We start from the raw sequence: 14,443 nt of genomic DNA, 5'->3' as shown, positions 1-14,443 counted from the left end.
CCAACTTAGAAGGGGTTGCATAGAGAGCTCGGGTGAAGTCATTTTCTGATCAGGTTGTATTGGATCTCTATTCACTCGGTCTTCACAAAGCTCTACAATAAAGTAGCACTTCATCAGAATAGATGAAGTGCTACTTTATTTGTTGGCTTTAGCTAACAAAATATTTATTAACAATGGTTTCTACGGGTAATGGCTTGTTATATAAATAGCCTTGTCCTTTTTGGCATTGGTGACGTTTTAGAAAATCGACCTGTGATAGTTCCTCGATTCCTTCAGCTACGACCTCCAACCCTAAATTATGGGACATTGATATAATGGCTTTAATAATGGCCTCATTTTTATCATCTTTAGTTATATCCGCTATAAACGATTGGTCAATTTTTATAATATCTATAGGATAACGTTTTAAATAGCTTAAAGATGAATAGCCCGTTCCAAAATCATCAACGGAAACATAAACACCTAGCTGCTTCAATTCGGTTAAAATTGAAAATGTTTCATGGACATTCGTCATGGAGCTTTCGGTAATTTCCACCTCTAATAATTCAGGTGGCACATTATATTTTTTCAGAGCCGCTTTAATTTTCCGAGCAAAGTTTTCTTTTCTAAATTGTTTTGGCGAAATATTGATAGCAACTCGTACTGGTCGATAGCCACTCATCTGCCACTCTTTTTGATAGCGACACACCTCGTCAATAATCCAATCACCGATTTCAATGATTAAGCCCGATGCCTCTGCAATGGGTATAAACTGTGCAGGAGACACAAAGCCAAATTTCCGGTTATTCCATCGTAATAATGCCTCAAAGCTATTAATACTGTTATTCGTTAAATCCATTTGTGGCTGTAAATGAATACTTAATTCGTTAAATTCGATAGCACGACGTAAATGCGCCTCCATTAGTGCCTCATTTGGAAAAATAGTTGTCGTATCTTCACGATAGTAACGGTAGTGTGAACGACCATGATCTTTTACAGAAAATAATGCTTTATCTGCTTTACGTATAAGTGTTTCTAAATCTTTGCCATCCGCTGGACTAAGGGAGATACCAATCGACACGCTTATAAAATATTCCTGCCCATCAATCATGAATGGCTGTTTTAATGCATCTAAAATAGCATTGGCCGTCTGTTCAATTTTGTTGACGGTTGCATCTTTTAGAACAAAAATAAATTCATCGCTATTATAACGATAAAACGAGCATTTGGCGTGACAGAGCTCACGAAGTCTTTGACTAAACAATCGTATAAGTTCATCTCCCTTACTTTCACCAAGGGACTCATTAAATTTTTTAAAACGATTAATATCCATCAAAATAATAGCTACTTGCTTATTTTGTTTTTTATCATTTAAATGCTGAATCCACTGTTCCTTTAAAGCCTTACGATTCCAAATGCCCGTTAATTCATCCATTAACGCTAGGTAATAAAAGGCTTGATGATCATTCATAAATGAGGTTGCGTCTTTTACAAACAAATGTACACCTATAATTTCACCATTAAAGTATGTTGGATGTGTTCGTAAATAAAATGGTTCTTTACTTAACAGTTGTTGTTTAAACAAGCATTCTGGCATACCAAATGCTGAGCCCTCAATAGTTTTTGCAAATAATAATTTGAATTCGTCGATATACTTACTCTCTAATAATGAAAAAATATTTTGTCCGATCAAGCTTTGTTGTTCTTTTAACAACTGAGAAGTGGCAGCAACGTTTTGATGAATAATGCGACCTTGTAAATCAGTTGTTAACACCGGACATACGTGCTGTTCCACAAATTGCAAATAAGGTTCTACTTCAATTTTCTTCTCACGTAGAATAACTGCTACAACTGAATTTCCTAAGTGCTGTACACGAACAGCCAATGTTTTTACTATGTGCTCCGTACATACTTCTAGCCTTTGCTCTAGATTTAATTGTTGTTGCACTATATTCGATAATTGTAGCCAGCATTGCTCCGTAAAAAATTGTTCAGCGTTGGTAGCTTTCACATCTTGTAGCTTCAAAAATGACGGTAATTTATCGTTATAATTAACGACTTCAAACGCTTTTGTATCCACTTTTCTCAAACATACGACCGCATCAAATGGATTAAGTTGTATGATTTGATGATAGTCTGCAAATTGCGCTACATTCTCTTTATATTTTTTCATTATATCCCTCACTAAGTAGCGTGTTTGCTTATTCTTCGTCTAGCGTAGGTTTTAGTGCATCCTTTAGGAAAATTTCCTGACTATTAATTGGATCTTCACCACGATCAAATTCTTTATAATGATATTTTCCATTAGAGTCTTGAATACGAGCTTTTGCTGTATCCTCAAGTTGCGTATTCATAATGTTAATAATACGAGCTTTGGCTTCGCTTGCATATACTGGGAATAAAATTTCCACACGTTTAATCATATTACGAGTCATCATATCTGCCGAAGACAAATATACTTTATTTTCCCCATTATGATGAAACCAATAAATACGCGAATGCTCGAGGAAACGACCAACAATGCTCGTTACTGTTATGTTTTCACTAATTCCAGGGATGCCTGGTCTAATGCAACAAATACCACGAATGATCAGCTCTACTTTTACACCTGCAATCGATGCCTCATATAGCTTCATCATTAAGTCTTTGTCCGTTAGTGAATTCATTTTAGCTCGAATAAAACCATTACCATGCTTCTTATGACAGGCAATTTCCTCATCCATTAAGCGGATAAATTCATCTCGAATATCAAACGGGGCCACAACTAAATGATTAAAAGTTGGTTTCTCTGTATAGCCACTTAAATAGTTAAAGAAGTTAGTGGCATCAATGCCAAATTCCTTATCTGTCGTTATGATACCCATATCTGTATAAATTTTTGCAGTTGCATCATTATAATTTCCTGTCCCAAGATGAACAAAGCGCTCAATTTTTCCATTACGACGACTTACAACAAGCGTTATTTTCGAATGTGTCTTTAAGTTATTCATGCCGTAAATAACAAGGCAGCCAGCTTGCTCAAGTTGCTTTGCCCAAAGCACATTATTTTCTTCATCAAAACGTGCTTTTAATTCAACTAAGACTGTTACCTGTTTACCATTTTCTGCTGCAAGCTTTAAGGCTTGTATAATGGGTGAATTACCACTTACACGATATAAAGTTTGTTTGATCGCTAAAACGTTCGGATTAACTGCCGCTTCTGCAATAAAGTCTACAATTGGCGCAAACGATTCAAATGGATGATGGAAGAAAATATCTTGTTGCAGCGCTTTTTCAAAAATATTTTCATCCGATTGCAAATCTAATGGTGGCTGTGGGATAAAGCTTTCATATTCTAAATGTTCTCGACCAACAGATATTCCTTTTACAAAAGAGAACATAAATGTTAAATCTAGCGGTCCATCTATATGGAAAACATCCGTTTCTTCAATTTCAAATTCATCTAGTAAGTATGTTAGAACTTCCTCACTCATCTCGCCCTCACGAACTTCGAGACGACTACCTACACCCCATTTACGTTTTTTCAGCTCTTTTTCGATTTCTACAAGTAAATCTCTTGCACCTTCTTCATGAATCGTTAAATCGGCATTACGTGTCAAACGAAAAGCCTGTGCTGATTTGACACTGTAACCATAAAAGAGCTTTTCGATATGCGCTACAATCACGTCTTCTAATAAGACAATAACTGTCTCTCCGTCTGCTGATGGTACTTTAATATAACGATCTAAAACAGATGGAACTTGTACAATTGCTACCTTTTCATGATTCTCTATGTCCGCTTCATCTTGCTCTAATAAAACAAGTAAATTTAATGTTTTACCAAGCAAAGTCGGGAAAGGACGGTACGCATCTACAGCTACAGGTGTTAAAACAGGGAAGATTGTTTCTGCAAACATTTCATTGACAAATGCTTTCTGTGCACTATTTAAGTCTTTCATGTCTGCGATATGTACATTATGCTGTGGTAATAAATCATATATTAAGTGTCTATAAACTTCAGTTTGTCGACGCACTAATGCCTGAGTTCGTTCTGCAATTTTCGCTAATTGCTCTTTTGGTGTTAAGCCTGACTTATTTTCGGGTTTATGGAAACCTGCACGCACTTGATCCTGTAGACCTGCAACTCGCACCATGAAAAATTCATCTAAATTCGAACTAAAAATTGCTAAAAACTTCAATCGTTCTAGCAGAGGATTATCGATATCCTCTGCTTCCTCTAAAACTCGTTCATTAAAGGCAAGCCAGCTTAATTCACGGTTGTTATAGTATTGCGGTTTAGCGATTTCCTCTAGTAATCGACCTTGTATTTCTGTTGATTCCTTTTCATTTAACTGATTATTCGTAATTTCAGTTGTCATAATTGTTCAACCCTACTTCCACAAAGTTTATTTTTATCGGTATCTTTAGTGCGCGTTCTAGATGTTTTTTTTGTCGGTTTGCTTGGTATTTTTCAGCGGCCGCATTATTTTTCACATAGATGCTAAGCTGTACATAATCTTCTTTTGTTTGCATCTTTATAGTTTTAACTATTGTTCGTTTAGACACATTTAACGCATAGACAAATTTCAAAAAAGCACCAAAGTCTCGTATTTTGCGATACTCCTCACGACTCATCCATTCTGTAAACGGAGCAGCGAATCGCTGATAATAATCTTTATTTTTATACGAAGCTAAAAGTGCTAATTTTACACGTTCCTTATGACTTAACCCATCGATAGATTGGTTCGCAATTAAATAAAAAGTATGCTGACTAGCCGAACTTAACTCAATATACTCCCCAATATTAAACACCCTCGCCGCTTTCGCCAATAAGTGCAAATCTTTTGGATGATGTTGTAAATAACCAAAGTGGCAACATTCACGGTACAATTGATTCGTTAAATACCCCAAATAGTCCGCTTCTTCTTCAGAACGACCATACTGACGAGCAAATCTTTTAGCGTTTCCCTCAAACACATTGTATTTATCAAACGCACTTTTATCTGTTTGTAAAATACGCTGTATAACGAGCCCTTCTCGCAAACCTTTTTTTGTTATCTGGAATAATTCACTTCCGACAATTTCCATTAACACATTAAAAACCTCTAATGCAGGAACGATGATATCCGCACGATCTGTCGAAAGCCCATCTAACTGTTTCAAATCATGAAAGCTTAAATTATTTAAACATACACTGAGCTCATCTAAATTGCCCTGCGTCATTTCGTAGCCATGTACACTTGCGATTGGATATGCATGTTTTTGTTGATGAATTTGGGCGATATTTCGAGCACTACCGCCAATAGCAATAATCGGTAAACCGATATTCTGAATCCATGAAAGTGATTTGAACTGTTCCTTCACAAAAGCAATAAGTTCCTTTTTTTCACTACCATTCATAATCTCGCCCTTTACGAAACGTTGCTTTAAAGAAACTGTACCAAACGGGAAACTATGAGATTGCAGTAGTACTTTATTTTCAAATAGCGTTATTTCAGTACTACCGCCACCAATATCTATCGTTACAGCAGACATTGTGCCTATAGAATGCGCCACTGCAACAAAGCCATAATATGCCTCTTCTTCTTCAGTTAAAAGCTCTATTTGAATGCCTGTCTGTTTTTTCATTAAAGTCAGTATTTCTTCTCTATTAGTTGCCTGACGGATTGCAGCTGTTGCAGCAGCTTTAACATCAGTCACTTCATAATCATCAAGTATTGCTTTATAAGTCAATAATGTTTCTGTTAATACTTTTATACCTTCTTCAGACATTTCACCGGAGGGCTGTAAATATGTACGTAAACGTGCAACCGTTTTAATATTTCCAATCTCACGAAGTCCCTCTTCTTTCTCATATCGATACAATACTAAGCGAACGGTGTTTGAGCCAATATCGATAATAGCGGTTTTTAATTCATTCAAATAATCACTTCCTTAGCGCATGCATAGTATTAATAGATCTACATCAAATATAGAGGTGAACCGCATAGGTACTCGAATATTCGGGTGCTCTCCTCTTTTTCGTCGACTAATGGTTTGCATTTCCGGTTGTATATTAATTTCCCCTAGCCTCATGTATCTATACAAAAAAGCCGGAGCCTAAAAGAGGCATCCGACTTTCTTACATTATTAATATTCTTTCAGGATACCCATTATTAATATTGTGAAGTACCTTTTCCAACTTTAATTTTATTTTATATGATAAGTTGGTCGATTCGTAAAATAAGCTCCGTAATTTCTGGCTTACTAATTTGATCCTCTGCACCTACTTGGTCACCTTTATGACGAAGATCATCCGTAATTAAGCTTGAGAAAATAATGACAGGAAGCTTTTGGAGATCTGGATGCTCCTTTATTTTACGCGTTAAATGATGCCCATCCATTTGTGGCATTTCAATGTCCGTCACAACTAATTGAATATGCTCAGCTACATCGCTACCACTTTTAACGATAGCTTGGAGGTATTCATAAGCATCATGGCCGTTTTCAAAGAATTCAACATTCTCATAACCCGCTTCATTCATAGTATCGAATAAGAGCTTACGAAGTAATGGTGAATCTTCCGCAATTAAAATTCGTTTTTCAGAACGCTCACGTTTACCAAGCTTTTTAACGGCATCTACACTAATACCAGAGTCTGGATTTATGTCTACCATAATTCTCTCGAAATCAAGCAATAAAATCATTTGCTCGTTTTGCTTAATAACACCAATAACTTGTGATGTTCCTCCCTGATACATATCAGAAGGCTTCTCAATTTGATTCCATGAGATACGGTGAATCTGTGTTACATTATCTACATGAAATACTACACGCTGTTTATTAAACTCAGCTACAATATATTTTTGCTGAGAACTACGCTCTTGACTTTGAATACCTAATACTCGGAGCATATCAACTACTGGTAAAACCTCACCTCGTAATTGAATGATCCCTTCTACATGCGGGTGCGCGTGTGGAATAAATGTTACTGGAATCGGTTGAATAATTTCTTTTACTTTAATAACGTTAATACCAAATTTATTATTAGCTACTTCAAATTCAACAATTTCTAGCTCATTTGTGCCACTTTCTAATAATATACCTTTATGTTCCAAAGCAACCCCGCTCCTTTCTATCCAACTTCTATTTATAATTCAATTGTATCATAGGCGATACATTTCTCCTACTTGCTTTTTCCAACTTTATCATTAACTTGGCTCGCCACCCATAACACGGGTTGATTTCCATACAGAAAACAAACAGCCAAATGGCTCATCAAACGTCATCAGGAAAGTGCTCGGCCCGATATACATGGAATGCGTATATATTTTATCTAATATCAACTCCAACTTTTGAGCCATTGACTTTTAAATGTATCAATAGGCCAATTATCGTCATCACAATTAATGTCGATAACGCAACACGACTCGCTAGCGTTCCGTAATCTTTCATCCATAACGTAACGGTTCCGTAGACTGCTGGCCCGATAATGGAGGATACTTTACCCGAAAATGCAAATAAGCCAAAAAACTGACCTCGTTTTTCTTCTGGAGACAATTCAATAATATATGTTCTAGATGTTACCCACATGGATCCTAGCGATACGCCAAACATACTACCTGCAAGCCAGAACATCCATTGCTCAGTCGCAAAAACAGCAAATGCTAAAGCAATTATCATTAATATTGCCACCATAGTTATCGCGCGTTTGGCTCCGATTGCTTTTGTAATATAACCAAATGCAAAAGAACCAATAATAGTTGATACCGTAGACACTAAATACAGCACGATAAATTGACCTGAAGTAAAACCTACGATTGTTGTTGCATATACAGCCATCATTGCAATGGTTGTTGCAATTGCATCATTTAAAAAGAAATAAGCAATCATAAAGGTGAAAATAGCTTTATATTGCTTCATATCCTTAAAGGTTTGAACAATTTCCTTATACCCATCTAAAAATTTAATAGGCTTTCGTTGAGACGCTGGTATCGGTGTATCTTTATTAATAAAAAATAATGGCAAAGAAAATAATAAATATAAAATGGCAGTCGGAATAAATGCTCGATGAAAATCACTGTTTCCTACGTACAAATAAACCAGTAATCCCAAAATTGTACCAAGGTACCCAATCGCTACCCCATAGCCAGAAATAAGGGGCATTTCCTCTTTTGTCCCTAAATCTCCCATCATGGAATCATAAAATACTAAACTGGAATTAAAGAAAAATTTTGCGATGATAAAACTAGCTACAACTAAGAACAAACTAAGTGGCACACCTGAAAAATTTGTTGGTGTCTGTAAATTCGCAAAAATCCCCATCATAAAAGTAAAGAAGATGGAAATAGATGCAAACCATACTATGAATCTCTTTTTATAGCCTGTTTGATCAATCCAAACTCCAAAAAGTGGCGAAAAAAGAACGAGGAAAAGGCTAGCAATCGCATTCGCATAAGAAATAAACGTGCTTGCCACCTGCTGCATTACCTCATTCGTTCCTAAAACCTCATCCATATAAAATGGGAAAAATATCGTATTAATATTTGAAGAAAATATTGTATTCGCAAAATCATAAAACGCCCACGACAAAATTGGCAAAGATAAATAAAGTGCTAACTGACTCCGATGCTGAACGTCTACTGTTGAATTCCGCTTCATAAAACCCTCCTCCCATTCTCTATATTATTAAATAAATTCCCTCATGTAATAAAAAATACCTTTTATTTAATGAAAATTAACACTATTTACAATATACATGTATTTTTATTTAACTAACACACTAAAATGAACGAATCCTCGCCTTAGCTGCGAGCAACTTAAGATTTACTTATTAAACAATGACTTTAGTACTTTTATAAGTGAAAGTGAAACAGTAACTTCTTTACCTTCATAATAAAAAATATCCAAGCCCACCTCGCTTGGATATTACTGTTATTGAAAAACTATTGTCCAAAAATAAGATGTCTATCCATCTACTCGCTTTATTCTGGGAAGAATCGAGCCACATACTTCGCTTTGTAGCTTATGTCGGTAAGTTAGCACTGTATTTTCACACATGCTATGTGCAGTGGTTGAGTGGAGTGGAGGCTGGGTGACTCCTTGGGGATCAGCGTCACAGATGAGAACCTGGAGCGAGCAACGCATCGGGCGCCCCCAGGAAAGCACCCAGCTGGAACGGAAATCAACCCCTCGCTATGAAAAAGAGAGCCATACTTTTTTAAAGGAAATCCCCTTTAATTTCCTTACCATTTCCCAACAACACTAAAAGGATATCCAAGCCCCCTCGCTTGGATATCCTTTTTACTATTCTTCTATATTCATCCACATATAAGACCATTGCTCAATTGCTTTAAGGATCGGTGCAAGTGCATGTCCTTTTTCTGTTAGCTTGTATTCAATCACTACTGGTGTTGATGGAATAACTGTACGCTCCACAATGTTCTCAATCTCTAACTCTTTTAATCTTTCCGTTAACACACGACTGCTAATACCCACTTTATTTTTTATCGTTGAGTATCGTTGGGGACCTTCTAATAATTGATAAATAAGCAGGGTATTCCAGCTATGATTTAATATTTTTAGTGCTTTTTCAAATCGTGGACAAATTTTTTTTTGATCCAATTTTCCTGCCTCCAAAGTATTTTGTTCTTATATAAGAGTATATCATTTTTTCGAAAATCATTTTTAAAAATAAAATTTAGTTACTTGACAAAAGTTGTTTTTAAAAATAAACTAAGTTACGAAATGTAAGCTAAAAAACAAAAGGAGTTTATTTTAACTATGCAAAATATCGGTTCAACTATTTTACGTGTGGTGCTTGGCATTATTTTTGCAACTCACGGTTTCCAAAAGTTTCAGGGAGGTATCGGCTTCACAGCTGATTATTTTGATGCCATTGGTATTCCAGGCTTCATGGCTTATATTGTTGCCATTATAGAACTAGTCGGTGGTGTAGCCATTATTTTAGGCTTAGGTACAAGACTTATCGGCGCTTTATTGACAGTAACAATGATCGTTGCCATTTTTACAGCGAAGCTTAGCGTTGGCTTTATCGGGGAAAACGGCTTAGCTGGATATGAATTGGATTTAGCTTTAGCGGCAATGGCTTTATACTTTGCACTTGCAGGGGCATCTAGTTTTTCTTTAGACGCAAAACTTTTTGATAAAGAGTAATGCTGCCGTAGTTAACTTTTTTCTGAGTGAGCTACTTTAATATAAAACCCGAAGTATCTAAGATTGATACTTCGGGTTTTATAAAATTTTATATTCTTCAGTTTCTAGTGGGTGAACCTTTATTGATAGGCCTTTAAAAGTGCCTGAGTACCGTTTTCACTATAGCCCTCTTCTATTAGCCTTTCATACATATCATAAGCTAGTGTTAGACCTGGTAATGTAATCCCCATTTTTTTAGATTCATCTAATGCTATTTTCATATCCTTTACAAAATGCTTAATATAAAAGCCTGGTTCGTAATCTTTTTTAATCATACGCGGGGCTAAATTACTTAACGACCAAGAACCTGCTGCACCAGACGAAATGGATTGCAGTAGTGTCGGTAAATCAAGTCCAGCCTTTAAACCGTAAGCAAGTGATTCACACACACCAATCATTCCAGATGCAATAACGATTTGATTACACATTTTAGCATGCTGCCCTGCACCAGCTTCTCCTTGATAAACAATATTTTCACCGAAATGTTTCATAATTGGTAATACTTTATTGAAAGTAGCTTGTGTACCTCCAACCATAATTGATAATGTCCCATTTTGGGCGCCAATATCTCCACCAGAAACAGGTGCATCCAGCGCTTCTACTCCAAGTTTTTGAGCACGTTCGAAAATTTCCTTTGCCAATGTTGGCTCAGAAGTGGTCATATCAATAACGACATTGCCAGATTCAGCTGATTGAAATAAACCGTTATCTCCAAAATAAACTTCTTCTACGTCCGCAGGGTATCCAACCATCGTAAAGGCAATTTCCTTATGTTTAAATGCTTCTGCTGGTGTACTTGCCCAAGTTGCACCTAACGCCAAAAGTGGCTCCGCTTTCTCCTTTGTGCGTGTAAAAACTGTTACCTCATGACCATTATTTAATAAATGTTTAATAATACTCGCACCCATTACGCCTGTGCCGACAAATGCAATACCTTCTTTTCCCATATGTACATACTCCTTTGTGATCAAGGCAATGATTGATCTATCTAAAATTGATCAACCGTTAGCACTTATTCTTATCTATAAGTGTAGTTGAATAAGTGTGATAATTCAAACTTCTATTATTAACTTGTCCTAAAAACTTTAGACACTGCATATATACGAGTAAATCAATTTCACCTTGGCGTAATGAAGGCAAAAAAAAGAGAGCAGTAGATGGGGTATCACTGCTCTAAAGGGGAAATGAGAATGTTGCTGTGTTCAAAATAAGTATTCCCCACCAAATGCTTTTTAAACTATATTATTTAAAAAGTTTTATACTCTGAATACTGGAACATTCTTTCAACCTTCTTGACGCTCTTCTTCTTCTTCAAATGTTGTCTGTCTATAATAAGTATTCATTAACTGATCTAATCTGCGACTCAGTTGAATGGTTTTCGCATTTTGTAACCCGTTCTCTACACCTGAGCGAATCATCATCTCACGAGTTTGTTCCATTTGTTTCAAGAGTAGATTGACCATTCATATAACCCTCCACACACAAATAATCATACCATTATTATACATTTATATTTCATTTCTTACAGCATTAACTTACGACAATGTTCGACAAATCAGCTTCTTGGAGTTTCTTGATAAGTATAAATTACGCGTCCATTTTGTTTGGCCTCACCTCTAAAATGTTTAAATAAAGGATGTTTTACTAGTACTTCTCGGAACTCATAAAATTGTTCCTTTTCTATCTCTATACTTTTTAATTCCCCATTTTGTAATTGTTTAAGCATATTTTCGTATTTTTCCATTTTTCTATTCCTCTCTTTTTAGCATTCTGTGTAATTAATTATGAATTATTCAAAAAAGGCTTTACGTTTTCCATTTTTTCATGCAAACTGTATATTATTAGTCGATGAAGGAGCTGACTGTCTGTGAAAATAGCTGAAGTTGGAAATATTATCGAGTTTAAAGACGGCTTACAAGGTATAGTCGAAAAAGTAAATGAAAATTCGGTGATCGTTGATTTAACATACATGGAGAATTTCGATTCCCTTGAAGTTGAAGAAAAGACGGTCGTCAACCATAAACGTTACAAAATTTTATATACAAATGAAGCTCAATAGTCTGAATAGTCCCTATTTGTCTTTATAGATGATAAGGGACTTTTTTTTTGATAAAATTAAAAGCATGGAGGTCGAATAATGCTTACAAATTCGAAACAAACAATAATATGGCTCCTTTCTTTATTATTCGTTTATGGCATGCTTGCTTTTACCTTTGCTAACCAAGCTGTATTTTGGTATCTATATGCATTTACTTTACTTGTATGTATTGCCATTGCCATTTTAACTGGTAAAATTGAAGATCAGTTACCGACATGGAAATTTTTACTTTTCGGTATTGGATACGGTACAATAACATACGGTATTATACGCTTTGGCTACTGGTTAGCACCACATATTAATGGTTCATTGGTACAATCAGTACAAAAGTTTTTAGCAAATTATGGACCACAGACTATTTGGCACTATATATTACTTGTATTCATTGTTGCTATTGGTGAAGAGCTCTTTTGGCGTGGCTATGTTCAACAACAGCTGAAACGCTTTATGAGACCTACTTTAGCAGTCATTGTAACAGCGATTTTAAGTGCAATCTCTATTGCAATAAGCGGCTTTATGCTTGGTATGATTGCTGCACTTGTAACCAGCATTATTTGGGGCTTGTTATATGAATGGCGTAAGAGTATGCCACTTGTTATTGTATCCCATGTAGTCTTTGTACTACTCTTATTTTTAGTGTTACCTTTAACATAATAGCATTAAAATTTGGAAACATTTTCTCTTTACTAACGTTTAATAATAAAAGGAGGGCTTTTCATGCAAAAAAAATTAATTTCTCTACCTGCATTATTACTAACAGCCATTTTAGTCGTAGGATGTAATACTTCTGATAAAACAGAGGATTCTGATGTTCAAAAAAATGAGCCATCAAATACTGAACAACAGCAGAAACCATCAGCTGAGGATAAAACTAATGACTCAGAAGAAACGCCTACATCAAATGAGACAGATAAAGATACTACAGACAAAAAAGACACTACAGATAGTTCAAATACACCTAAACAAGAAGTTAACTATGTACAAAAAGGCAAAGAAAAAACTGAAACAGCAAGCGAATCGAAAAGTGCTGATCAAGGCTATAAAATGCAACAACTACCTGGATTTACACTTTCTCAAGAAGAACCTGGTAAAGACATGTTAGTTTCTAATGAAAATGATGAAGTATTCATGCGTATCGAGGATGTTTCACAATCAAGCTATGATGAAGCAAAAACATCTATGCAAGATTATATGAATGCTGTTGGTGAACCATCAGCTTTATCTTCTGAGGACCTAGCTGCATTTAAGAGTATTAAAAACATTGAAGGTTATGTGGTAAATTTTGTTGATGACAAAGAAAAAGTAATCGGCGTTGTTTTTGAAAAAGATGGTTTAATTATTAAATTAACTATTCACGATAACGAAGAACTAGATTTAACTGATGCTATGTTTAAAATGGCAGCAACTATTTCTAAAAAATAATGATTCAAAAAAAGACTGTAGACAAACTTGTTTGCTCTACAGTCTTTTTGTTATTTTTAATACGGTTTATACGATAGTGTGAGGCTCATTTCCATGCCGATTGGTCGGATTGATACCATGGGCGCCTAGGAGCGTTTACAAGGGCGTTTACGCAGGACAGGATACTTTTGTCGCTCGCTCCATTCCCTTCTCCATGACGTTAATCTCCAAATTCTCTCCCTAACAGTTATGATCCTTTTGTTCAACACAAAAAGTTGCCTCAAATTCATTGAGACAACCCTTTTTAATAAGACAAGTCTTTAATAGACAGTCCTAATTTTTTTAATAAAGTGATAGCTTGATCTTTTTCCTCAATAGATAGCACACTCATCAATTCATGTAAATGCTGTTCATGCTTTGGAAATAGTTCCGCCATAAATGCTTCACCTTTGTCCGTAATTTCTGCATACGTGACACGGCGATCTGCCGGACATGAAACACGTATTAAATATCCTCTTTTTTCAAGTTTATCAATGACATACGTAATAGACCCACTAGCAAGCAAAATTTTATTGCCAATTTGCTGTAATGGCTGTCTTCCTTTATGATAAAGAAGCTCTAAGACAGCAAATTCAGTAGGATTTAGTCCGTTCTCTTGAAAAAAATGTTGGGTTGTCTCATTAATTGCTTTATGTGCACGTGATAATACGATATACAATTTTAAAGATTGCTTTAAATCTTCTGACGTCATATCCTTTTCCTTTCAATTCGCTTTATACATGCCATTATAGC

14 protein-coding genes are annotated in these 14,443 nt (G+C 35.7%); 4 read left to right on the top strand and 10 right to left on the bottom strand.

Annotated features, from left to right (window positions below; translation table 11 throughout):
• Positions 1-148 precede the first annotated feature (148 nt).
• The 6 genes from AC3WSO_RS05025 to AC3WSO_RS05000 all read right to left on the bottom strand — a co-directional run bounded on the left by AC3WSO_RS05025 (position 149) and on the right by AC3WSO_RS05000 (position 9,561).
• A complete protein-coding gene (locus AC3WSO_RS05025; protein ID WP_492529239.1) occupies positions 149-2,152 on the bottom strand; it encodes an EAL domain-containing protein in 2,004 nt (667 codons plus the stop codon).
• Positions 2,153-2,180: 28 nt separating this feature from the next.
• Positions 2,181-4,337: an RNA degradosome polyphosphate kinase gene (locus AC3WSO_RS05020; protein WP_492529237.1), complete on the bottom strand. Its 2,157-nt coding sequence runs from the start codon at positions 4,335-4,337 to the stop codon at positions 2,181-2,183.
• Positions 4,327-5,880: a Ppx/GppA phosphatase family protein gene (locus tag AC3WSO_RS05015; RefSeq protein ID WP_492529235.1), complete on the bottom strand. Its 1,554-nt coding sequence runs from the start codon at positions 5,878-5,880 to the stop codon at positions 4,327-4,329. Before AC3WSO_RS05015 ends, AC3WSO_RS05020 begins: the two co-directional genes overlap by 11 nt.
• 272 nt (positions 5,881-6,152) lie before the next feature.
• Complete coding sequence (locus tag AC3WSO_RS05010; protein ID WP_079559646.1) at positions 6,153-7,055, bottom strand: chemotaxis protein; 903 nt, start codon at positions 7,053-7,055, stop codon at positions 6,153-6,155.
• Positions 7,056-7,269: 214 nt separating this feature from the next.
• Positions 7,270-8,598: an MFS transporter gene (locus tag AC3WSO_RS05005; protein WP_492529233.1), complete on the bottom strand. Its 1,329-nt coding sequence runs from the start codon at positions 8,596-8,598 to the stop codon at positions 7,270-7,272.
• 645 nt (positions 8,599-9,243) lie between these two features.
• Positions 9,244-9,561, bottom strand: a complete 318-nt coding sequence (locus AC3WSO_RS05000) for a winged helix-turn-helix transcriptional regulator (protein WP_492529231.1) — start codon at positions 9,559-9,561, stop codon at positions 9,244-9,246.
• Positions 9,562-9,720: 159 nt separating this feature from the next.
• Here AC3WSO_RS05000 and AC3WSO_RS04995 point away from each other — a divergent pair, with 159 nt between their 5' ends.
• Entirely contained in the window at positions 9,721-10,113 is a 393-nt protein-coding gene (locus tag AC3WSO_RS04995; protein WP_197142234.1) for a DoxX family protein, read from the top strand.
• A 119-nt stretch (positions 10,114-10,232) separates the two neighbouring features.
• Here the strand turns inward: AC3WSO_RS04995 and AC3WSO_RS04990 are convergent, their stop codons facing one another.
• The 3 genes from AC3WSO_RS04990 to ykzS form a co-directional block, all read right to left on the bottom strand.
• Positions 10,233-11,099 (bottom strand): NAD(P)-dependent oxidoreductase, encoded by an 867-nt coding sequence (locus AC3WSO_RS04990; RefSeq protein WP_492529228.1) that lies wholly within the window; start codon positions 11,097-11,099, stop codon positions 10,233-10,235.
• A gap of 336 nt (positions 11,100-11,435) precedes the next feature.
• Entirely contained in the window at positions 11,436-11,615 is a 180-nt protein-coding gene (locus AC3WSO_RS04985) for an aspartyl-phosphate phosphatase Spo0E family protein (protein ID WP_492529227.1), read from the bottom strand.
• A 92-nt stretch (positions 11,616-11,707) separates the two neighbouring features.
• A complete protein-coding gene (gene ykzS, locus AC3WSO_RS04980; RefSeq protein WP_492529225.1) occupies positions 11,708-11,896 on the bottom strand; it encodes a protein YkzS in 189 nt (62 codons plus the stop codon).
• 123 nt (positions 11,897-12,019) lie between these two features.
• On the opposite strand from ykzS, the gene AC3WSO_RS04975 reads away from it, so the two are divergent.
• From AC3WSO_RS04975 to AC3WSO_RS04965, 3 genes are all read left to right on the top strand, one after another.
• A complete protein-coding gene (locus AC3WSO_RS04975; RefSeq protein ID WP_492529223.1) occupies positions 12,020-12,211 on the top strand; it encodes a YkvS family protein in 192 nt (63 codons plus the stop codon).
• 78 nt (positions 12,212-12,289) lie between these two features.
• Positions 12,290-12,904, top strand: a complete 615-nt coding sequence (locus tag AC3WSO_RS04970) for a CPBP family intramembrane glutamic endopeptidase (protein ID WP_492529221.1) — start codon at positions 12,290-12,292, stop codon at positions 12,902-12,904.
• Between the two features lie 63 nt (positions 12,905-12,967).
• Positions 12,968-13,672, top strand: coding sequence for a DUF8580 domain-containing lipoprotein (locus AC3WSO_RS04965; protein WP_492529219.1), 705 nt, complete (start codon positions 12,968-12,970; stop codon positions 13,670-13,672).
• Positions 13,673-13,955: 283 nt separating this feature from the next.
• Here AC3WSO_RS04965 and AC3WSO_RS04960 read toward each other — a convergent pair whose 3' ends face one another.
• Positions 13,956-14,402, bottom strand: a complete 447-nt coding sequence (locus tag AC3WSO_RS04960; protein ID WP_492529217.1) for a MarR family winged helix-turn-helix transcriptional regulator — start codon at positions 14,400-14,402, stop codon at positions 13,956-13,958.
• Positions 14,403-14,443: the final 41 nt, after the last annotated feature.

The organism is Lysinibacillus sp. EB106-09-02-XG168, from assembly GCF_058791475.1.
The sequence above is the reverse complement of the archived record's forward strand: the minus strand, read 5'-3'. Positions and strand labels throughout refer to the sequence as shown.

What these genes read in the sequence shown, in the direction of transcription:
- AC3WSO_RS05025 (WP_492529239.1), bottom strand. Translation starts at nt 2,152, where the DNA reads ATGAAAAAATATAAAGAGAATGTAGCGCAATTTGCAGACTATCATCAA.
- AC3WSO_RS05020 (WP_492529237.1), bottom strand. Translation starts at nt 4,337, where the DNA reads ATGACAACTGAAATTACGAATAATCAGTTAAATGAAAAGGAATCAACA.
- AC3WSO_RS05005 (WP_492529233.1), bottom strand. Translation starts at nt 8,598, where the DNA reads ATGAAGCGGAATTCAACAGTAGACGTTCAGCATCGGAGTCAGTTAGCA.
- AC3WSO_RS04995 (WP_197142234.1), top strand. Translation starts at nt 9,721, where the DNA reads ATGCAAAATATCGGTTCAACTATTTTACGTGTGGTGCTTGGCATTATT.
- AC3WSO_RS04990 (WP_492529228.1), bottom strand. Translation starts at nt 11,099, where the DNA reads ATGGGAAAAGAAGGTATTGCATTTGTCGGCACAGGCGTAATGGGTGCG.
- AC3WSO_RS04985 (WP_492529227.1), bottom strand. Translation starts at nt 11,615, where the DNA reads ATGGTCAATCTACTCTTGAAACAAATGGAACAAACTCGTGAGATGATG.
- ykzS (WP_492529225.1), bottom strand. Translation starts at nt 11,896, where the DNA reads ATGGAAAAATACGAAAATATGCTTAAACAATTACAAAATGGGGAATTA.
- AC3WSO_RS04970 (WP_492529221.1), top strand. Translation starts at nt 12,290, where the DNA reads ATGCTTACAAATTCGAAACAAACAATAATATGGCTCCTTTCTTTATTA.
- AC3WSO_RS04965 (WP_492529219.1), top strand. Translation starts at nt 12,968, where the DNA reads ATGCAAAAAAAATTAATTTCTCTACCTGCATTATTACTAACAGCCATT.
- AC3WSO_RS04960 (WP_492529217.1), bottom strand. Translation starts at nt 14,402, where the DNA reads ATGACGTCAGAAGATTTAAAGCAATCTTTAAAATTGTATATCGTATTA.